The following is a 19,914-nucleotide window of genomic DNA, read 5'->3' as shown; positions in this document are numbered from 1 at the left end:
AACAGCTAACAGCTAACAGCTAACAGCTTAAACCGCGTTGTAACGCGAACGTCTATCCAGTGATGGCGCCGTGAAATGGCTTTCAATCAAGCGTTGCGTCAGTGCGTGTTTAGGGGCGGAGAAGACCTCTTCCGTTGCACCCACTTCAACCACTTCGCCGTTTTGCATCACCATGACCTTATCAGCCATGTGCTTTACCACACCCATGTGTTGAGACACATACACGTAAGACAGGCCCATCAACTCTTGAAGCTCAATCAGAAGGTTCAGAATCTGCGAACGCATGGACATGTCCAAGCCGTTCAAAGCTTCATCGGCAACCAACACACAGGGTTGAAGAATAATCGCACGTGCGAGTGATACACGCTGCTTTTGCCCCGTCGCAAGCATCTGCGGATAGAAATACGCATGCTCGGGCAGCAAACCCACTTGGCGAAGCGTGTCTGATACGCGTCGCTCTCGCTCTTGCGGTGTCATGTTCGTGTTTCGTTTTAACGGGCTTTCTAAGATCTGGCCGATCTGATTACGTGGGTTGAGTGAGGTGTTTGGATCTTGGAAAATCATGCGGATCAACTTACAACGCGTTTTGTAGTCGTTGGGTTGCATGATTTCGCCATTCACACGGATTTCACCACCCGAGGGATCAACAACGCCCGCGAGCATTTTTGCCAGCGTCGATTTTCCTGAGCCATTTTCGCCAATGATTGCCAATGTCTGACCCGCATCCAACGAAAAAGACACGGGTTTTACCGCCTCAATCACGCGTTTGGTAAACAGGCCTGTGCGGTACTGATAGTTCTTACACAAGCCATCAACTTCAAGCAGTGCGGTCATGCTTTTTGACTTCCATATTGAGAGGGAAATGGCAGGCAAATTTGTGGTTCTTCACTTTTCGCGTGCGTGGTACTTCAACACATTTACGTTGCGCATACGGGCAACGCGGCCCTAAACGGCAACCAATCGGTAAGTTTTGAAGCGGTGGAATTGCGCCAGGTAGCGCTTCCAGTTTGCTCTTGTGAGGGATGTCTTTACTGAAATCAGGCATCGCGCGTAACAAAGCATCGGTATACGGGTGGTGTGGCGATTGAAGAATCTGTTTTCGACTGGCTGATTCTACCGATTGCCCACAATACATGACGGTAATACGGTCAGCCCATTGGGTGACAGTGGTTAAGTCATGGCTGATCAGCAAAATCGTGGTGTTTGAAAGCTGATTGGTTCGGCTCAACAAACGGAAAATCTGGGCCTGCGTAATGGGGTCCAAATCGTTGGTGGGTTCATCGGCGATCAAAAGGCGAGGGCGGTTAGCAATCGCCATGGCAATCATGACCTTTTGACACTCTCCGTCGGTTAGCTCATACGGATAGCTGTTCATGATGCGCTTGTGGTCTTTGATACCCACTTTGTGGAGCAAGGCAATGGATTGCTGCTTACGCCAATTCAAACGCTGCCACCAACTGCCACTGAATGAGCTCGGTGGAATGGCTTCTTCAAGCTGATAACCCACGGCCTCTGAAGGGTCGAGACAGGTCGATGGTTCTTGGAAGATCATCGCAATGTCTTTACCAACCACATGTCGGCGATCGCGCGCAGGCAGAGAGAGCAAATCGATGTTACCCAGACGCAAACGGTCAGCACTGATGCGCCAATTATCTTTGGTCACGCCACAAATGGCTTTTGCCACCAAACTCTTGCCGGAACCGGACTCACCCACAAGGCCACGAATTTCACCATCGTTGATCGTCAAACTCATACGATCGACGGCTTTAACTGGCCCTTGAGGCGTGTCGATTTCAATGGTCAGGTGTCGAATATCTAACAACGGCATTATTCAGTCCCCGAGTTAATCGCTTGGGTCAGCCCATCGCCGACGAGGTTAACAACTAATACACTCATCATGATTGCCAATCCCGGTAAGGTCACGGTCCACGGTGCGGTGAAGACGAGTTCAATGGAATCGCCCAACATGGTGCCCCATTCAGGTGACGGTGCTTGCGCGCCCAACCCCAAAAAGCCGAGAGCAGCGATATCCAAAATAGCCACTGAAATCGCACGTGTCAGCTCAGTGCTGAGCGTGACGAAAATGTTCGGTAGCACCGAGTGATATAGCAAGTAGAAACTGTTAGCCCCATCGAGACGGGACGACAAGATGTATTCTTTTTCCATCTCCGCGTGAACAGCGGTATACACCGAGCGGATAAAACGTGGGATCAACGCCAACCAAACCGCCAACAGAATGCTCGTTTCACCGGGGCCGTAAAACGCCACCATGATAATGGCGAGTAGCAAAGACGGAATGGACAGCACAGTATCAAGTAAGTGGTTTAGGAGGCTGGATTTCAAGCCCGATGTCATCCCTGCCAAAATACCAATAAATACCCCAATGATACCTGCAGCTAAGGCAACAGAGATGGCGTAGCCAAAGGTTAATCGCGAACCTGCAATCAAGCGAGACAACATGTCTCGGGTCAGGTCATCAGTACCAAGGAAGTAGTCGACCGAACCCAAATTATCCCAAGACGGCGGCAGCAAAAGCTGAGCCGTTTGGTATTGAGGGCCGTAAGGCGAAATCCAAGGGGCGAAAATCGTAATAAGGATAAGCAAACATAAACACCACAAACCAAATACGGCGAGGGTATTTTCACGAAACGCATACCAACAGCGTTCAAACTGATTGGGAATGTGCTGCTCTAGGTAAACACTATTTGAGGGCATACCATTCCTTCCTTGCCAGTGGGCTGATCGCAGCGCCGGCTAAATCGGAGAAAATATTGGCAAGCAATACGATGCTACCTACGGTGAGCACGCCAGCTTGAACGGCGACGTAATCTTGGAAACTCAATGCATCAAGCAGCCAAGTGCCAATGCCTGGCCAGTTAAAGATGGATTCCGTGATAATGGCGAATGTCATCATGGTGGAAATCTGAATACCAAATTTAGGGATGATGGGGGGCAGGGCATTTTTCAACACATGGCGCATCACGATTTCTGATTTAGACAAGCCTTTCGTTGCTGCCGCCTTGATGTAGTTTTGCCCCATCACGTCAGACACTGAATCACGCAACAAGGTGATGATTTCCGTGGTAGGCGCAACCGCGAGCACCAAGGTTGGCATAATCAAGTGACGAATAATGTCTTCAAGTGCCTGCGAACGTTGAGGGTGGTTCGACATCAACACATCCACCAAGGCAAACCCGGTGACTTGAGGGATTTCGAAGAGCAGGTTGTAACGACCGGACACCGGCAGCCAACCCAAGTAAAGCGAAAATACCATGATCATCAAAATCGCCATCCAGAAAATAGGGATGGAGAACGTCAATAAGGTGATTGATGAAATGGCGATGTCAGCAGGTGAACCACGGCGAATGCCTGCAAGAGTCCCTAATGGAATGCCAATGATCAGCGCTAACAGGAACGCAAAAAAGCACAACTCCAACGTCGCTGGGAATACCCGCGCCAGTGACTCAGTGATCGGTGTGCCATTCGCTGCAACCCCCAAATCACCTTGTAAAAGCTGTTTCAGATAATGCATCCAGCCGACCCAGAATTCTTGCTGGTTAAAAATGGAAGAGGGGTCGAGTCGTAAAATGTTGTAGCCAATCAAGGTGAGGATCAGCAACGTGATGATGAATAGATTGAGCCGACGCAAAGCATAGATCAACATAGATCAGCGGCTCCTAGACACGTTTGCAAAAGATTTATCTCCGAAAGGACTAAGCGTAATACCCTGCAGTGTGGCGTTTCTCGCTTGATAATGAACACCGTGGGCAAGAGGGATAATTGGCATGCGTTCGCGCAAAATCCCTTGCGCTTGCAGATAAAGATCGCGACGGTCGGCGCGCACATCAGTCGCAATGGCAGCGTCGAGGAAACGGTCAAAATAGCGGTTACACCAGTTCGATAAATTCCATCCGGTAAATTTAGCGTTGCATGTAAGTAGTGGACGCAGAAAGTTATCAGGGTCGCCATTATCGGCAATCCAGCCCGTTAGCACCATATCTAAACTGTCTAAATCTTCCCTTAATTGCTTACGGTTGACGTCTTCTTGAGCAATCAGCTTCACCGTGATGCCAATTGCCTTTAAATTCGATTGAATCAACTCAGCGGTTTTACGCGGACTTGGGTTGTAAGGTTTTGGGGTAAGCGGCACAAGAAGGTTCACACTAAAGCCATGGCGATACCCTGCTTTTGCCATTAAACCAATGGCGAGTTGAGGGTCGAAATAGGTTTGTGTTTTCTCGTTATACGCCCAAGACATAGGTGGCAACATGCCCGTTGCTGGCGTGCCTGTGCCGTAATACACGGATTGGATCAGCGCTTCACGATTGATTGCCAAGCTAATGGCTTGTCTGACTTCAAGCTCAGACAGCGCAGGGTGTCGCGTATTGAGCGACAGAAACGCCACGTTCATGCCGGTTTGTGAAGAGAGAATAAAATCAGGATCTTTTTCGATAACAGAAAGCTGGCTGGCGATGGGGGATGACAGCACATCACACTCACGTGTGACCAATTTTGCCAATGTACCCGTTCCGCGAATACTGACGTCATACACCACCTGCTCCATGGGGGCTGCGCCGTTCCAGTAACCCCAATGGCGTTTCAAGCGAATGATTTGCTGGGGCTTGTATTCATCAAGGTAGAAGGCACCAGAGCCAACGGGGTGTGTGTCGATGCGCGAAAGTGTATCTTCGCGGCGCAACTTTTCAGCGTATTCCGCAGAATGCACAACAGCGTAAGTGGTGGCTAGCGTAGAAAGGAACGACACATCAGGGCGAGAGAGGGTGAACTTAACAGTGTAATCATCGAGGGCTTCAACCCGTTCGACAAGGCCGGAAAAATCCATACTATCGAACCACGGGTATTCACCGCCAGACACCTCGTGGAACGGGTGATCCGAGTCAATCAAACGATTGAAACTGAACACCACGTCTTCTGCATTCACACCGCGATGGGGAATGAACCAGTCCGTGACTTGGAATTTCGCACTGCGACGTAGCGAGAAGGTGTATTCCTTGCCGTCAGGACTCACCGTCCAGCTTTGCGCAAGCATAGGCACAGGTTGATACGTTTTCGGATCAAGCTGCAGCAGACGGTCAAATATCTGACTTGAAAGCGCATCCGCTGTCAGCCCACCATCGGTCAACTGTGGGTTGAATGTGTTGGGTTGACCCGGACCACAGTAAATAAAGCCGCGGTTGCGAACTGAATTGTCTGAGAACGGATCTTCGCATCCTGCCAAAAGGAGAATGGTTACGCTTGCCAATAGCAAGCGGCTTAGTGCTCTCATAAGCCAATGAATACGTAATAAAGTTAAGTGAGACAATTTACCACTTTAGCGCGCTTGTCACCAAGTAGCCGTATGAATATCGGTTAAAAATCAGGACATATGGCGGCGATTCTATTCAGATTCCTCTTTTTCATCGCCAACCAGATTGTACTTTCGCAATAATCCCCTTACTTGATGGTAGCTTAACCCGAGTTGCTCTGCGGCGCGTCTTTGGTTGTACTTGGCTTGTGTCATCGCAAATTCAACAATTTCTTTTTCTTGCGCCTGCTGCCATTGGCGCAAATCCATTGGCAGCGAAAAGGCAGGTGAAGACGCTTCTTTCTCATCCGCAACAAGGGTCTGCCAAGGCGCGATGAAGGGGTCTAGGTGAATGGTATCAACCGGAGAATTTTCATCGTCATGGCGATAAATCGCCCGTTCGACCACGTTTTTTAGCTCACGCACGTTACCCGGCCAGTGGTAGGTGTTTAAGGTTTTTTCTGCTTCTTTGGTAAAGCCCGCAAAGTAGCCGTACCCCAGTTCACGGCACATTTTCAGCGCGTAATACTCCGCCAGCAGCAAAATATCACCATGGCGCTCACGCAAAGGCGGAAGGTGAATCACGTCAAACGCCAAGCGGTCGAGTAAGTCAGCGCGAAACTTTCCTTCTTCAGCTAAGCGTGGCAAATCTTCATTGGTGGCGCAGATCAGCCTGACATCGGCATTCAGAATATCGCTGCCGCCCACGCGCTCGTACTCGCCGTATTCGATCACGCGCAGTAATTTCTCTTGCACGCCAAGCGGAGAGGTGGCGAGCTCATCCAAAAACAAGGTGCCGCCTTCCGCACGCTCAAAGCGCCCTTTGTGACGGCCTTTTGCGCCACTGAACGATCCCGCTTCATGGCCGAACAATTCTGAATCGATCAATCCATCACTGAGCGCTGCACAATTTAAGCTCACCAAGGGGCCATCCCAACGACGTGACAAATAATGCAGGCGTTTCGCGATAAGCTCTTTCCCCGTGCCTCGTTCACCCAAAATCAAAAGCGGGCGGTTGAGAGGCGCAATGCGGGAGACGTGATCGAGCACAGAAAGGAAGTGGTCGGATTCACCAATCAGGTTGTCAGGCTTTTGCATGGTTAAATTTACCAACTGTTAGTTTATTTCATCATACGCGGATTGGCATAAAATGCACATAAGATGTTAACTGACTGATATTTAATGATTATAAAAGTTGGCACGCACTTTGATATAGGTAAGGCATATGAGGATTACCTCGTCACCTGATAGCGCACTCAGCGCGATTGTAAAAGGAGCATCACAATGGGTATTTTTTCTCGCTTTGCAGATATCGTGAATGCAAACGTAAATTCGCTGCTTGATAAAGCAGAAGATCCACAAAAAATGGTTCGCCTGATTATTCAGGAAATGGAAGACACCTTGGTTGAAGTGCGTACTTCATCAGCACGTGCTCTTGCTGACAAAAAAGAGTTAGCGCGTAAAGTCGATAGCATTGAACGTCAAATGCACGACTGGCAAGAGAAGGCGACACTGGCACTGCAAAAATCTCGTGAAGATTTGGCGCGCGCAGCACTGATTGAAAAGCAAAAAGTGCATGATATTTTGCTGACGCTAAAAGAAGAGTACAACTTGGTTGAAGAAACCATTGGAAAACTCGGAAACGAAGTCGCGGAACTCGAAACCAAACTGACAGAAACCCGTGCGCGTCAAAAAGCCTTGGTGATGCGTCGTGAAGCGGCGGGCAATCGTCTTGATGTTCGCCGTCAGTTGGACACTGGCCGTACTGATGAAGCAATGGCAAAATTCGAACAGTACGAGCGCCGCATTGATGAGCTTGAAGCAGAAGCCGACAGCCTCAGCATAGGTAAAGGCAAACGTTTGGAAGACGAGTTTGCGGATCTTCAAGCGCAAGACGACATCGAAAAAGAACTGGCTCGCATGAAAGCAGAGCTGAAAGACAAAGAATAATTATACCTGCTTAGGTAAGGAGAAAGCATGTCAATGGCGTTTCTATCAATCCCACTGGTGGTGTTTCTAGTATTCGTTGCACCCATCTGGTTATGGCTCCATTATCGCAGTAAGCGTCAGGTTGGTCAGGGTTTGAGTGGTGATGAATTCGCACAGTTACAAGCGTTGGCAGATCGCGCAGAGTCACTGCAAGACCGTATCCATTCCCTAGAGCGCATTCTTGATGAAGAAGCCCCAAACTGGAGACACAAATAATGAGCAAAACGCTGTATCGTGATCCCGTCAACGGGAAAATCGGTGGTGTTTGTGCAGGCGTCGCCGATTACTTTGGTGTTGAAATATGGTTAGTGAGGATACTCACCGTGACAGCATTTCTTATCGGCATGGGCTTCTTTGTGTTGGTGGCGTATCTCGCAGCAATGCTGATACTCGAAAAAATGCCACCGGAAGAAGTGCAGCAGACGCAACACATGCGTGATCACCAAGTGAAGCAAAAACCTTGGCAACAAGGTAAAACAGCGAACGATTTGTTGGTTGATATCGACAGCGAAATGAAAGAGATGGAGCAAGATGTGGCAAAAATGGAGGCGTACGTAACGTCTTCAGAGTTTGACTTAAACCGTAAGTTTAAACAGCTATAAGCACATTCCTCTCATTCCCCCGCATCATGCGGGGGACATACCCAAATTTCTTCTCATCATATTCTCGGTTTGGTTTCCTCTTTCGGCGTAAACTCTTCCGTGAGCCCTGTTGGGTCGAAGATGCTTTCACACAGAAGTGATTTGGGTATGTGTTTATTAGGAGTCATTGCTTTTAATGAAATCCGTTAAAAATCAGGTTAACAAATGGGTTAACCGTGGCTTAGATCGCCATGTTCGTCTTGCTGTTACTGGCCTTTCAAGGGCGGGTAAAACGGCGTTTATTACGTCGGTAATCAATCAGCTTCTTCATAGCGCGACGAACCCAAGAATGCCGCTTTTTCAGCCTGTCAGAGATGGGCAAGTCTTGGGTGCGCGTCGTGTTCAGCAAACTCAGCTTCATATTCCTGCGTTTGATTACGACATTGGCATTCAGTCATTGCGTTCACAGCCGCCAACCTGGCCGTCGCCGACGCGAGACGTGAGCGAAATTCGCCTCGCGATCCGTTATCGCCCCAAAAAAGGCGCGATGAAGCTGTTGCAAGAAACCGCCACCTTATACCTCGACGTGGTGGATTACCCCGGTGAGTGGTTGTTGGATTTGCCGTTGTTGAGCATGAGCTTTGATGAATGGTCGCGTAAGCAAGCCGCCATTTTGAAAGGGAAACGCAAAGAACTGGCTGATGATTGGCTTCAAGCGCTGGATGCGTTTGACCCATTGGCAGAAGCCGATGAGCAGCGCATTGCAGCGTTATCAGAAGGCTATACCTCGTACTTGCATGCCTGCAAAGATGAAGCGGGCTTACATTGGGTGCAACCGGGTCGGTTTGTGCTGCCGGGTGAATATGCCGGTGCGCCTGTGTTGCAGTTCTTCCCATTGGCAAACGGGCAATACAGCGAAAGCCAACTGGCGTCGGCATCGTCAAACAGCAACTATGCCATTTTGAAGCAGCGTTACGACTATTACTGCCAGCACATTGTGAAAGGCTTTTACAAAGACCATTTTTCGAAAGTGGATCGCCAAATCGTGCTGGTGGATACCTTGCAACCGCTGAATGCGGGGCCAGAGTCGTTTAACGATATGCGTTTGGCACTCGAACAATTGATGCAGAGCTTTCGTTACGGCAAAAGTGGTTTGCTCCGCCGCTTGTTCTTACCACGCATTGATAAGATTTTGTTTGCCGCGACCAAGGCTGACCACGTCACGCCGGAGCAGCACCCGAACTTGGTGTCCTTGTTACAACAATTGATTCATGAAGCGTGGCAGTCGGCGGCGTTTGAAGGCATTGATATGGAATGCGTAAGCCTCGCGTCTATTCAAGCCACCGAGCCTGGCATGGTTGATCACAAAGGCGAAACGATTTCAGCACTGCGAGGCACGCTGGAAAGCGGCGAGCCGATGTTGATGTACCCAGGCGATGTGCCTGCACGATTACCGGGGGATGCGTTTTGGCAAAACAACCATTTTGAGTTCCGCCAATTCCGCCCAATGCCCTCTGATGTGGATGAACCTTTGCCCCACATTCGTGTCGATAAAGCGCTGCAATATTTGCTGGGCGACAAGCTCAGATAAGGTAAGACATGACTGAATTTAAAAAAGCGATTGTGTTTGATGAGCCTAAAGACGACAGCGATGCATCGCCTGAATTAACGGCTCAGCAACAATTTGATCATGATGCGACGAATTTCGCCATCACAACCGTGAACGAAGACAGCGACGCTGAACAAGCACTTGAAGCCACGTTAGCGCCGCGTAAAAAGCGCTGGGGTTTGCGTGCATTAGCGGCTGCTGGCTTGGCGTTGGTGGGTTGGCAAACCGTTGATAACGTGGTTACCGCAGTCCAAACTGCCGATTGGCTTGCCGTCGGTTGGAGCGGCTTTGTTGCAGGCCTTGCCGTGCTGGGCGTGTCTGCACTTGGCAAAGAATTTCTTGCGCTTCGTCGCTTAAAAGGCCGCCAAGATGAGCGCGACACCGTTCAAGCGATCATCGATGCGGATGGCATTGGTAAAGCGAAAGCTGTTTGTGAAAAGCTGGCGCATCAAGGCCACGGTGAACTGACCGCAGGGTTTGATCGTTGGCAGAACTCCCTCGCCGCGACCCACAACGACAAAGAAGTCTTTGAGCTTTACGACAGCATGGTCGTGACAGAACAAGATATCGCCGCGAAAAAAATGGTCACCAAATACGCCAGCGAAGCCGCGGTGATGGTTGCCATGAGCCCGTTAGCGTTGGCTGACATGCTGCTGGTGGCGTGGCGTAATTTCCGTTTGTTAGAACAAGTGGCGACCATTTATGGCGTAGAGCTTGGCTATTGGTCTCGCATTCGCTTGCTGCGTTTGGTGCTTGCAAACATGGCCTTTGCGGGCGCGAGTGAAGCATTAACGGATGTTGGTGCAGATCTGCTTTCCGTCGATCTTGCGGGTCGATTGTCAGGGCGTGTGGCACAAGGCTTGGGTGTCGGCTTGCTCACTGCACGTTTGGGTTATAAAGCGATGGCACTGATGCGCCCGCTGCCTTACTTGAGTGCGCCAGCCCCTAAGCTGTCGGACATGCGTCGCCAATTGCTTGGCAAGCTGACACCGAAAGGCAGTTCATCAAACGGTTAACGTAAACAGCGAGTGCAAACAGCGAACGCAAACAGACAGGGCTTCGGCCCTCTTTGCTTTCCCGCTTTCCCTTCGTATTCTTTTCTCGCTTCTCGCTTCTCGCTTCTCGCTTCTCGCTTCTCGCTTCGTGCGCGCCAAAGCACGCTTTTTCGTCAGCGTTTGCAGCGAAAAAGGCATTCCTTCCCCTCATGTAAATTTCTTTCTCACGTTTTCTAGCACATCACTTGACTCATACAGTGTTCGGGCGCAAACTTCTGAAACTGTCAACATTTCCTGACACTTTTTACATGCGCTAATTTGCGCAAAAAATGTACGTGCCAGAAAGTGCGAGCTTCTTTCCTGATCAACATGTCGGAACGCAGAAGTAACACATACAGTGTGTTTCGACTTTCAAGTAGGACATCAACGTGAGATTACAGGTCTATTGTGAAGATCGACTTGGATTAACCCGCGAACTTCTCGACATTCTCGCAAGACGTAATATCGACCTCCGTGGTATTGAAATCGATCAAGTCGGCATTATTTACCTTAACTGCCCCGAGATAGAGTTCGATGAGTTCAGGCAACTTATGTCTGAAATTCGCCTGATTAGTGGCGTCACCGACGTTCGAAAAATCCAATTCCTACCCGCAGAGCGCGAGCATCGTGAGCTGCGTGCATTGCTAGAAACCCTGAGCGACCCCGTCTTTTCCCTGAACCTTACGGGGAAAGTGGACATGGCCAACAAATCTGCTTTTAGGCTGATGGGGTCGCACCATGAAAACCTCATTGGCGAATCGGCCAATGTGTTGTTCCCTGATTTCAACTTTGCACATTGGTTAGAGCGAGAAAAAGCCAGCCAAGTGTGTCGACAGGTGGTGTTAACAGGCATTGATTACTTGATGGAAGTGATGCCCGTTTATGTTACCGACAGTGAAGACAATGATGTGTTAGCCAGTGCCGTGGTGCAGCTAAAACAAGTGTCGATGAATCACCTGCCAACCACCTTGTACCGCACGCCGGGCGAGCACGGTTTTGAGCACCTTGTTGGTCAATCCAGCAAATTCCGCGCCTTGGTCAATCAAGCGAAAAAATTTGCACTGCTGGATGCGCCATTGCTGATCCAAGGTGAAACGGGCACGGGTAAAGAACTGCTCGCGAAAGCGTGTCATCAACGCTCGCACCGCGCAGAGCATCCGTTCTTGTTGGTGAACTGTGTGTCCATGCCTGACGATGCGGCAGAAACCGAATTGTTTGGCTGCGCGCCTGGCCCTGAACGCGAAGGCAAGAAAGGCCAGTTTGAACAAGCGGATGGCGGTACAGTATTCTTGTACGAAGTGGGTGAAATGAGCCCGCATCTGCAAATCAAATTACTGCGTTTCATGCAAGACGGCACCTTCCGTCGCGTGGGTGAAGAACACGAAGTTAAAGTGGATGTTCGCGTTATCTGCTCAACGCAGAAGAACTTGTCAGAGTTGGTCACAGCAGGGCAGTTCAGGGAAGATTTGTATTACCGTTTGAACGTGTTATCGCTGACGGTCCCGCCGCTGCGTGAGCGTCCATCAGATGTGCAACCGTTGGCCGAACTGTTCTTGAACCAATTCTCTGCCGAGTTAGGTCAAGAGCGCCCAGCATTGCAATCGGGTGTGCCAGATTTTCTGTCGCAATACTCATGGCCCGGTAACATTCGCCAATTGCGTAACGTGCTTTTCCGCGCGGTCACGCAAATTGAAGATGGCACGCTAACTAAAGAAGACATTCAACTGCCAGAAACCGAACAAAGCGCTTTCTTAACCGAAGAGTCTATGGACGGTTCGTTGGATGACATCATGAAGCGCTACGAGTCCGGCATTTTGAGCAACTTGTACCGCAGCTATCCGTCGACGCGTAAGCTGGCTAAACGTTTGAGTGTGTCGCATACCGCGATTGCCAACAAACTGCGTGAATACAGCATCGGCAAAAAGTAGTGTGGGTTCTGTTTATCTGAATGGGAGCGTGTAAGCGCTAAATCTGCTAAATCCGCTTAGGGCGAGCAAACCAATTTACCCTGAGCAACCCAAGTTACAGTAAGCAACCAAACGAAAAAAGGTGACAGAATTTCTGCCACCTTTTTTGATCAGCGCATATCTCTCTGATCGGTCTGTATCTTTGTGATCGGTCTATATCTTTATGATCGGTCTATACCTAAGCAGTCTGCACGTCAGGTTGCTTGGGTATAAATAAAGCGATAGGGACTAATCCGTTACAATCGGGCAACCTTCAATATCGAGCAGTTTTTGTTTGATCTCAAGGCCGTAACGGTAACCTGTTAATTCACCTTTGCTGCCAATCACGCGGTGGCAAGGAATGATGAAGGGAATAGGGTTAACGTTATTCGCCATGCCGACAGCGCGACAGGCCTGAGGATTTCCAATTTCGTTAGCGATTTGACCGTGAGTGCGGGTTTCGCCATAAGGAATGCTGCGAAGTTGCTGCCAAACCTTGTGTTGGAATTCGGTGCCTTCGGGGGCAAGGGGTAAATCAAACGATGTCCGCTCACCAGAGATAAACTCGATAAGCTGGGTGCGATACCCCGAAAGTTGCGCCGGAGAGTGATGCCAATCACGGCTATGCTCAAAAGGATGCCTTAAGCATAACGTCAATTGTCGAAGGCCAGTATCATCGGCCAGAAGGTGTACTTTTCCCAAATCTGTTTCAAAACTATCATAGAACATAGGCATGCTGCATTTAGACTGGAGGCAAGTTGACTGTCGAAATTATAAACCCTTTCCCGTGTTTGAGTGTGGATAATCTTGTCGTACGTGCAATACAGAAGGCAGATGTCGCTCGAATTGTTCGCTATTTCCAATTAAATCGCACTTATTTGACACCTTGGGAGCCACTTCGCCCCGAAGGATTCTTCACGTATGAAGGGTGGGAGCGACGTGTCATGCAATTGGTGGAGCTCCAACGTCATGGTCTGGCCTACTATTTTCTGATTTTCGAAAAAGACACCGATGAGATAGCGGGTGTGATCACCTACAACAACATCATGCAGTTTCCTTTTCACGCCTGTAATGTGGGTTACTCCCTCGCTGAAGATGCTCAAGGCAAAGGATTCATGCGACGTGCGCTCAACTTAACGAACCAATGGCTGTTCGATAACCTCAACATGCACCGCATCATGGCTTCTTACATGCCTAGAAACACCCGTAGCGAAGCCGTATTAAAAGCAGCGGGCTTTCAAGAAGAAGGGTACGCGAAAGACTATCTCTTGATCAACGGCAAGTGGGAAGACCACACGCTCACCTCGCTGATCAATCCAAATTGGGTGGCAGCTATCAATGAATAACGTGCCTGAGACGTCACTGTCTCGCTTAGAAAAACAGCTCGCGCTGCTGATTGAAATCGACAAACTCAAAGCCGTGCTGCGAAGAACGCGCATCAAATCCGACAATGCACGGTTAGAAAATTCCGCCGAGCACAGTTGGCAAGTCGCACTCATGGCGCTCTTGCTCGAAGAGCACGCGAACGAACCTGTCGATATCGCCAAAGTCGTGAAAATGCTCCTTATTCACGATGTGGTGGAAATTGATGCGGGTGATACCTTTGTTTACGACCTCGAGGCCGCAAAGTCTCAAGAAGAAAATGAAAAGAAAGCGGCAGCGCGTTTGTTCGGTATGTTGCCGAAAGAGCAAGGCGATGAATTGCTTGCGTTATGGCATGAATTTGAAGCCGCGCAATCGCCAGAAGCACAGTTCGGCAAAGCGTTAGATAGGCTTATGCCCATGCTATTGAACGTCAATACCAACGGACAAAGCTGGAGGGAACACGGTATCTCTTTAGAGCAAGCGCTCACCGTGAACAGCAAAATTGAAAAAGGCTCGACAACGCTGTGGGATTATACCCAAACCATGTTGAAAGACGCCGCAGACAAGGGCTGGTTAAAGTAGTCGTCGTTTGATGAAAAGTCGGCAGCGCTTTGACGCCAGAAATGAAACCAGAAACGAAAAAGGGAGCGTGATGTGATCATCACGCTCCCTTTCTATTATTTGTGGTTGAACGTCGCTTAACTGGAAGACACGGTTGTTTTGGGTGTTAGCGCAGGGCGATCAAACTGAACACCTTTCCAGCCCGATACCATAAAGTTGCGGATGTTCTGATGGTCATTCCCTGATGGATGACAAAGTACATCATCGCGGTAGTAACCCCCGAAACACGCAAGTACCGCGCTTTCTTCTAGCTCATGCAACTGACCAAACGACAATATTTTGCATGATCCTGAATTTTGCCCTGCTTTGTTAACGAGATCGCCATTGGTAAAGCGTGTAGGCGAGAAATCGTATTGCCCATCGATAACACTCATGGTGTCTTCAAATTCAATAAGCGCAGGGGTATTCGCCAGTTTTGCGAGAAAGTCGTTGAGTTGCATTCTGTTCCTGTTTCGATGTGTCGCGTCCATTTCTCCCCCTTGTATCAGGATGACGCGCCAAAGTGAAGCGCCAATCTTGAATCTCGTGGGGCTCTGCAAAGCTTTACTCAACCAACGCGATTTATTGCATCTCTTTTACCGTCTAGCAGGTTGTTCTTTGATTCACTGTCTACAATTAGCATAACAATTGGAAACGTTTACATTTTTCTCGTGTACTTTAGGTCACTGACGGTGATTTTATGACAACGCATTCTTGAGCAAGGGAGCGGCAGCTCACCTTGGGTATTCTCTCAGTAGTCGATTGATTTTATTGTCAAAGCAATCCATGACACCGTGGTGGCGCGTTAGGTACAGGGAGTGATTTTTGTTGAGGTGAAAATGACGGATCAACAGCGCAATCAACAACAGCGCCAGTTTGTACAATCGACGTTCGAGCACCATTTCGGTTTTGCTCCTACGCATTTATTCAGAGCGCCAGGTCGCGTCAATCTCATTGGAGAGCACACCGACTACAACGACGGCTTTGTGCTGCCTTGCGCCATCAACTACCAAACAATCATTGCAGGCCGAGCGCGTACGGACGGCATCGTGCGCGTTATCGCTGCCGACTACGACAACGCGGAAGACACCTTCTCCCTCAATGACGTCATCGCTCACAACCAAGAGGCACAGTGGACGAACTACGTGCGTGGTGTGGCGGTGCACTTAATCAAACATGGATTAACGCTGACCGGCGCAGACATTGTCATCACAGGTAACGTCCCGCAAGGGGCGGGGCTGAGTTCTTCAGCGTCGCTGGAAGTCGCCGTTGGGTTGGCGTTGTCGCACCTGAGCAAAGATGCCTCTTCCTCTATATCACTGCAAGACATCGCGCTGGTGGGGCAAGCGGCAGAGAACTATTTTGTCGGGTGTAATTGCGGGATCATGGATCAGCTGATTTCCGCGCTTGGTGAGCCGGGGCATGCATTGCTGATTGACTGCCGATCGTTAGAAACGAAGCCTGTCAGCTTAAACAGCGACATGGCAGTCATGATCATTAACTCGAACAAGCAACGTGGTTTAGTGGACAGTGAATACAATAGCCGCCGAGAACAATGCGAAGCCGCGGCAGATTTCTTCGGCGTGAAAGCGCTTCGAGACGTGTCTGTTGAAACGTTTGAAGCGCAGAAACATGAACTTAATACCGTCATCGCGAAGCGTGCCAAACATGTTGTCACCGAAAATGCCCGCACCTTGGCCGCAGCAGACGCGTTTGAACGTGGCGATTGGACAACCCTTTCCACCTTAATGGCGGAATCTCACCGATCGATGCGCGATGATTTTGAAATCACCGTGCCAGAGATCGATCTCATCGTCGATATCGTGTCTAGCGTGATCGGTGATGAAGGTGGCGTAAGAATGACGGGCGGAGGCTTTGGCGGCTGTGTCGTTGCACTGGTGCCTGTTGCTCACATTCAATCGGTGACCGATGCTATTGTGAAACAATACGATCTCACATCGGGCCTCGTGGCCGACATTTATGTATGTAGTGCTGAGAATGGCGCAGAAGTAATTGTGCTCAAGGAGGATGCACTATGACAACACACGAAAAAGAACCAATACAAGGCGTTCACTCCCACACCCCCTCGGATGGAGAGTCTCCGAATCTGTATGAACTGACCAATGCCAACGGCATGTCTATTGCCCTTATGGATATCGGCGCAACATGGGTAAGTTGTCTTGTCCCTGTCAATGCCACCAAGCGAGACGTGATACTAGGGTGCTCAAGCGCCGAAGATTACGCAAAACAAACCGCTTACTTTGGCGCGACGGTAGGGCGGTACGCAAACCGCATTTCCAAGGCGCAGTTCTCGCTTGATGGGGAAATCTATTCCCTTTCAAGCAACCAAGCCGGGAACACCATACACGGCGGAGAAGCCGGCTTTGATAAACGGCGCTGGCATGCAGAATCCCTCAGCCATAACTCCGTCACCTTTTCGCTCGTTTCCCCTGATGGCGACCAAGGCTTTCCTGGCACACTCAAATTGTCGGTGACTTACACGCTGAACGATGACAACGCCGTGGTTATTCGTTACCAAGGCGGCTGCGACAAAGCTAGCCCAGTGAACCTCACCAATCACGCCTATTTCAATCTTTCAGGTACCGATGAAAATTGCCTTTCACACCGGCTTCGACTCAATGCCGACCATTATGTTGATGTGGATGAAAACCTGATCCCCACAGGCACCTTGATTGCGGTGGATGGCGATGACATGGATTTTCGCGTGAGCAAAGTCATTGGCCGAGATCTCATGCAAAGCCCAACCCAGCGCATTGCAGAAGGGTATGATCATGCTTATCTACTGAATGACGAGACAGCAGACGCGAGAGAAGTGGCTGCATCACTCATTTCACCTGATTGTAAACTGATGATGGAAGTGTTCACCACCAAACCCGGTTTGCAGGTGTACACAGGCAATTTCTTGGCGGGTGAGCCTTCACGTTCAGGCGAATACAAAAAACACAGCGGCGTGGCACTCGAGACAGGTTACTTGCCAGATTCACCAAATCAGCCAAGTTTTCCCAATTCCGTACTGGCTAAGAACGCGCCTTACAACCATGAGACCACGTATAAATTTACGATCATGGGGTAGTGTTGATGTGATTATCACCAGATTGCTGAGAAAGTGCGCGAACGAACGAATTTAGGGAAAAAAGGGTTTACAGCCCCCCGAGAGGACTATAATATTCGCCGCAACCACGGAGAGATGGCTGAGTGGTTTAAAGCACCGGTCTTGAAAACCGGCGAGGGTTTATAGCCCTCCTAGGGTTCAAATCCCTATTTCTCCGCCAAATTAGAAAAGGCCGCTGTTCTTACAGCGGCCTTTTTGCATTTTTAAACCTCGAAAAAGATAGGGATGCAGGACCCTAGTCAGGGTTCAGCCGAGCGAAGCGAGACAACGTTGCCCCGACGCAGTCGGAAAAGGCAACGGCCCGAAGGGCAAGGGAACGAAGTGACCAAGTAAATCCCTATCTCTCCGCCAAATTAGATTAAGCCCGCTCACTGAGCGGGCTTTTTCGTATCTAGAATCTACCTCTATTCAGATAGGGATGCAGATGTCCACTTCCCCTTTAGCGAGACAATACATAGCTAGAGGTCTCCAATTTCCTCCGGTATTCGGCCGGAGGGATGTTTCCTAAGCTTTTGCGGCTACGTTCTTCGTTATAATCACACATCCACACCCATGCCATATCTCGAACCTGCTCTATGGATTCAAACAAATAAGCATTGATGAACTCACGACGGAACGAGCCATTAAAGCGCTCTACAAATCCGTTTTTTGAGGTTTGTCAGGCTGGATATATATAAGCTCGATATCATGAGCTTTACACCAATTAGTTAATTGTTCAGAGATAAGCTCGGGCCCGTTACCAAGCCTTTTTTGCGAACAGCTCCTTCATCGCATGGTTTCCAAACTGACGCAAACCACACCGACCTGACACCAGAGCAGGCGGGAGATGCTATCCGCCCCCATTGGGGTATTGAGTCGATGCATTGGATTTTGGATGTCAGTATGCGGGAAGATGCTTGCTAGATTTACCGAGAAAACGCTGCTGAAAACTTGGCGGGATTAAGGCACATGGCACTAAATATGTTAAGAGCAGAGCCATCCAAGATTAGTGTGCCGATGAAACAGAAACGCTGCATGATGCAACCAACCTTTTTGGAGCAAGTCCTTATGGCTGGATTGGCGTCAATGGTTAAATTCTAATCGTTCATGCGGACGCTCTGGCTTTTATGCCCAGATTTGTTGTCAAGAATTGTTAGTTTTTAATACTATTTATGATTATATTTTGATGAATTTTCTTTTTATTAAATTCTGTTTTTATTTTCCGTGATTTTTCACTTATATAGGTATTTCTAATTTAAAAACTAGTCCTAATGTAATTTAGATAGATACTTATTTTAATTTCCATATGATTCCCTTGAAAGATTAAAAAAATCATAAGTTGATGAAAGTGTTTGCCAAAAATAGTAAATATTTAGATATATTTAAAATGCATTAATGTGACCTTTATCCGTATAACAACACAAAAGTTAGTGTTTTAAGTACCAGAAAAGAACTAGTTAAGCATGACTTTATAGTTAGTTAAAATCTAATTGATAACATTATTAAATATGAAAAATTCTATAATTTGATAGAAAAATATCATCTCTATTCAAATTTGCATATTCATTCTCACCAATATATTCAATGTACTTGGTGTGTTTTTTTATTTCTCTTTGCCCGCTATTTCTGTACTCAATATTGCCTGCTAGGACGGGTGATGCTTTTTAAGGGTTAAAGGTTTTTGACCGAGGAAGTCATATAAGTCCGTTTGTATAACTTCCTTAATTCATACCAAATCTTCACACACTTAGTTCTCCAATTTGGTGCTTATAATAATTTGCCGGGAGCAAATGACATGCGTGGATTCAAGCTCAGAACCAAAATAGCAATATTAATTTCGGTTCTTCTGGTAGTTGGCTGTGACTCAGGCGATAACGCCTTTCGCGCAAATAGTCCTGATAATGGAGTTACAGATCCCGGCACAGACACTGGCACAACTGACGGTGGTTCGACAGACAGCGGTGTAACCGATAGCGGTTCGACAGATGGAAAAACAGATGGCTCGGGGGACGGTGGTTCAACCGATGGCGTAAACCCACCCGGTGGTGGCCCTGGCGTTACTACAGACGGTTCAACGTCGGGTGGTACTGACGGCACAATCACAGGTACGACTGATGGTTCGACCACCGGCGGCACCGACGGCTCAACCACGGGTACGACAGACGGTTCAACCACCGGCGGTACGGATGGCAGCACCACGGGTACCACCGATGGTTCAATGACCGGCGGTACAGACGGCAGCACTACAGGTACGACCGATGGTTCGACCACGGGCGGTACAGACGGCACAACCACAGGTACCACAGACGGTTCAACGACTGGCGGGACTGACGGCTCAACTACGGGTACTACCGACGGCTCAACCACAGGTAC

18 protein-coding genes, 1 tRNA gene, 1 other RNA gene and 3 pseudogenes are annotated in these 19,914 nt (G+C 49.0%); 14 read left to right on the top strand and 9 right to left on the bottom strand.

What is annotated here, in order from left to right; all coding sequences use genetic code 11:
- Positions 1-27: 27 nt before the first annotated feature.
- The 6 genes from BM082_RS06595 to pspF form a co-directional block, all read right to left on the bottom strand.
- Positions 28-834: a peptide ABC transporter ATP-binding protein gene (locus BM082_RS06595; RefSeq protein ID WP_017012179.1), complete on the bottom strand. Its 807-nt coding sequence runs from the start codon at positions 832-834 to the stop codon at positions 28-30.
- Positions 818-1,828, bottom strand: a complete 1,011-nt coding sequence (locus BM082_RS06590) for a peptide ABC transporter ATP-binding protein (RefSeq protein WP_017012180.1) — start codon at positions 1,826-1,828, stop codon at positions 818-820. Before BM082_RS06590 ends, BM082_RS06595 begins: the two co-directional genes overlap by 17 nt.
- Positions 1,828-2,715, bottom strand: coding sequence for a putrescine export ABC transporter permease SapC (gene sapC / locus BM082_RS06585; protein WP_017012181.1), 888 nt, complete (start codon positions 2,713-2,715; stop codon positions 1,828-1,830). The genes BM082_RS06590 and sapC overlap by 1 nt, the downstream gene beginning before the upstream one ends.
- Positions 2,702-3,664 carry an ABC transporter permease gene (locus BM082_RS06580; protein ID WP_017012182.1) on the bottom strand — a complete coding sequence of 321 codons (963 nt, stop codon included), beginning with the start codon at positions 3,662-3,664 and terminating at the stop codon, positions 2,702-2,704. Before BM082_RS06580 ends, sapC begins: the two co-directional genes overlap by 14 nt.
- A gap of 3 nt (positions 3,665-3,667) precedes the next feature.
- Complete coding sequence (gene sapA, locus BM082_RS06575) at positions 3,668-5,287, bottom strand: ABC transporter substrate-binding protein SapA (protein WP_017012183.1); 1,620 nt, start codon at positions 5,285-5,287, stop codon at positions 3,668-3,670.
- 111 nt (positions 5,288-5,398) lie between these two features.
- On the bottom strand, positions 5,399-6,403 hold the full coding sequence (pspF, locus tag BM082_RS06570) for a phage shock protein operon transcriptional activator (RefSeq protein ID WP_074926033.1): 1,005 nt from the start codon (positions 6,401-6,403) through the stop codon (positions 5,399-5,401).
- A 186-nt stretch (positions 6,404-6,589) separates the two neighbouring features.
- On the opposite strand from pspF, the gene pspA reads away from it, so the two are divergent.
- The 6 genes from pspA (at position 6,590) to tyrR (ending at position 12,446) form a co-directional block, all read left to right on the top strand.
- Positions 6,590-7,255 (top strand): phage shock protein PspA, encoded by a 666-nt coding sequence (gene pspA / locus BM082_RS06565; protein WP_017012185.1) that lies wholly within the window; start codon positions 6,590-6,592, stop codon positions 7,253-7,255.
- Between the two features lie 27 nt (positions 7,256-7,282).
- Complete coding sequence (gene pspB, locus BM082_RS06560) at positions 7,283-7,510, top strand: envelope stress response membrane protein PspB (protein ID WP_017012186.1); 228 nt, start codon at positions 7,283-7,285, stop codon at positions 7,508-7,510.
- The gene (gene pspC, locus BM082_RS06555; protein WP_017012857.1) at positions 7,510-7,896 is read left to right on the top strand and encodes an envelope stress response membrane protein PspC; all 387 of its coding nucleotides are present in this window, start codon (positions 7,510-7,512) and stop codon (positions 7,894-7,896) included. Before pspB ends, pspC begins: the two co-directional genes overlap by 1 nt.
- Before the next feature lie 175 nt (positions 7,897-8,071).
- A complete protein-coding gene (locus BM082_RS06550) occupies positions 8,072-9,466 on the top strand; it encodes a YcjX family GTP-binding protein (RefSeq protein ID WP_074926029.1) in 1,395 nt (464 codons plus the stop codon).
- Between the two features lie 8 nt (positions 9,467-9,474).
- On the top strand, positions 9,475-10,500 hold the full coding sequence (locus BM082_RS06545) for a YcjF family protein (RefSeq protein WP_017012859.1): 1,026 nt from the start codon (positions 9,475-9,477) through the stop codon (positions 10,498-10,500).
- A gap of 407 nt (positions 10,501-10,907) precedes the next feature.
- Positions 10,908-12,446, top strand: coding sequence for a transcriptional regulator TyrR (gene tyrR / locus BM082_RS06535; RefSeq protein ID WP_017012861.1), 1,539 nt, complete (start codon positions 10,908-10,910; stop codon positions 12,444-12,446).
- A 267-nt stretch (positions 12,447-12,713) separates the two neighbouring features.
- On the opposite strand, the gene BM082_RS06530 is transcribed toward tyrR, so the two are convergent.
- Positions 12,714-13,193: a methylated-DNA--[protein]-cysteine S-methyltransferase gene (locus BM082_RS06530; RefSeq protein ID WP_017009750.1), complete on the bottom strand. Its 480-nt coding sequence runs from the start codon at positions 13,191-13,193 to the stop codon at positions 12,714-12,716.
- A 29-nt stretch (positions 13,194-13,222) separates the two neighbouring features.
- Here BM082_RS06530 and rimJ point away from each other — a divergent pair, with 29 nt between their 5' ends.
- Positions 13,223-13,810, top strand: a complete 588-nt coding sequence (rimJ, locus tag BM082_RS06525) for a ribosomal protein S5-alanine N-acetyltransferase (protein WP_035013705.1) — start codon at positions 13,223-13,225, stop codon at positions 13,808-13,810.
- A gap of 16 nt (positions 13,811-13,826) precedes the next feature.
- Positions 13,827-14,411, top strand: a complete 585-nt coding sequence (locus BM082_RS06520; protein ID WP_026024806.1) for an HD domain-containing protein — start codon at positions 13,827-13,829, stop codon at positions 14,409-14,411.
- Between the two features lie 116 nt (positions 14,412-14,527).
- Here the strand turns inward: BM082_RS06520 and BM082_RS06515 are convergent, their stop codons facing one another.
- Positions 14,528-14,890, bottom strand: coding sequence for a HopJ type III effector protein (locus tag BM082_RS06515; RefSeq protein WP_017009747.1), 363 nt, complete (start codon positions 14,888-14,890; stop codon positions 14,528-14,530).
- Between the two features lie 378 nt (positions 14,891-15,268).
- On the opposite strand from BM082_RS06515, the gene galK reads away from it, so the two are divergent.
- The 4 genes from galK to BM082_RS06495 all read left to right on the top strand — a co-directional run bounded on the left by galK (position 15,269) and on the right by BM082_RS06495 (position 17,913).
- The gene (gene galK, locus BM082_RS06510; RefSeq protein ID WP_017012864.1) at positions 15,269-16,468 is read left to right on the top strand and encodes a galactokinase; all 1,200 of its coding nucleotides are present in this window, start codon (positions 15,269-15,271) and stop codon (positions 16,466-16,468) included.
- Positions 16,465-17,523: a galactose-1-epimerase gene (gene galM, locus BM082_RS06505; protein ID WP_017012865.1), complete on the top strand. Its 1,059-nt coding sequence runs from the start codon at positions 16,465-16,467 to the stop codon at positions 17,521-17,523. The genes galK and galM overlap by 4 nt, the downstream gene beginning before the upstream one ends.
- A gap of 108 nt (positions 17,524-17,631) precedes the next feature.
- Positions 17,632-17,722 (top strand) — tRNA-Ser (locus tag BM082_RS06500).
- Positions 17,723-17,766: 44 nt separating this feature from the next.
- Positions 17,767-17,913, top strand: a non-coding RNA gene (locus BM082_RS06495) — RtT sRNA.
- Between the two features lie 88 nt (positions 17,914-18,001).
- Here the strand turns inward: BM082_RS06495 and BM082_RS24750 are convergent.
- Positions 18,002-18,315 (bottom strand): annotated as a pseudogene (locus tag BM082_RS24750) (integrase core domain-containing protein); the annotation flags it as partial.
- A gap of 51 nt (positions 18,316-18,366) precedes the next feature.
- On the opposite strand from BM082_RS24750, the pseudogene BM082_RS25280 reads away from it, so the two are divergent.
- A pseudogene (locus BM082_RS25280) lies at positions 18,367-18,642 on the top strand (transposase); the annotation flags it as partial.
- 694 nt (positions 18,643-19,336) lie between these two features.
- A pseudogene (locus tag BM082_RS25170) lies at positions 19,337-19,914 on the top strand (hypothetical protein); the annotation flags it as partial.

The sequence above is a fragment of the Enterovibrio norvegicus DSM 15893 genome (genome assembly GCF_900115495.1).
GTDB classification, from domain to species: Bacteria; Pseudomonadota; Gammaproteobacteria; order Enterobacterales; family Vibrionaceae; genus Enterovibrio; species Enterovibrio norvegicus.
This window is presented reverse-complemented; position numbering and strand designations above follow the sequence as displayed.

Coding starts and splice junctions, on each gene's coding strand:
- BM082_RS06590 (WP_017012180.1), bottom strand. CDS start 1,828: ATGCCGTTGTTAGATATTCGACACCTGACCATTGAAATCGACACGCCT.
- pspC (WP_017012857.1), top strand. CDS start 7,510: ATGAGCAAAACGCTGTATCGTGATCCCGTCAACGGGAAAATCGGTGGT.
- BM082_RS06530 (WP_017009750.1), bottom strand. CDS start 13,193: ATGTTCTATGATAGTTTTGAAACAGATTTGGGAAAAGTACACCTTCTG.
- BM082_RS06545 (WP_017012859.1), top strand. CDS start 9,475: ATGACTGAATTTAAAAAAGCGATTGTGTTTGATGAGCCTAAAGACGAC.
- pspB (WP_017012186.1), top strand. CDS start 7,283: ATGTCAATGGCGTTTCTATCAATCCCACTGGTGGTGTTTCTAGTATTC.
- pspA (WP_017012185.1), top strand. CDS start 6,590: ATGGGTATTTTTTCTCGCTTTGCAGATATCGTGAATGCAAACGTAAAT.
- pspF (WP_074926033.1), bottom strand. CDS start 6,403: ATGCAAAAGCCTGACAACCTGATTGGTGAATCCGACCACTTCCTTTCT.
- BM082_RS06580 (WP_017012182.1), bottom strand. CDS start 3,664: ATGTTGATCTATGCTTTGCGTCGGCTCAATCTATTCATCATCACGTTG.
- sapA (WP_017012183.1), bottom strand. CDS start 5,287: ATGAGAGCACTAAGCCGCTTGCTATTGGCAAGCGTAACCATTCTCCTT.
- BM082_RS06595 (WP_017012179.1), bottom strand. CDS start 834: ATGACCGCACTGCTTGAAGTTGATGGCTTGTGTAAGAACTATCAGTAC.
- BM082_RS06550 (WP_074926029.1), top strand. CDS start 8,072: ATGAAATCCGTTAAAAATCAGGTTAACAAATGGGTTAACCGTGGCTTA.
- sapC (WP_017012181.1), bottom strand. CDS start 2,715: ATGCCCTCAAATAGTGTTTACCTAGAGCAGCACATTCCCAATCAGTTT.
- BM082_RS06515 (WP_017009747.1), bottom strand. CDS start 14,890: ATGCAACTCAACGACTTTCTCGCAAAACTGGCGAATACCCCTGCGCTT.
- galM (WP_017012865.1), top strand. CDS start 16,465: ATGACAACACACGAAAAAGAACCAATACAAGGCGTTCACTCCCACACC.
- galK (WP_017012864.1), top strand. CDS start 15,269: ATGACGGATCAACAGCGCAATCAACAACAGCGCCAGTTTGTACAATCG.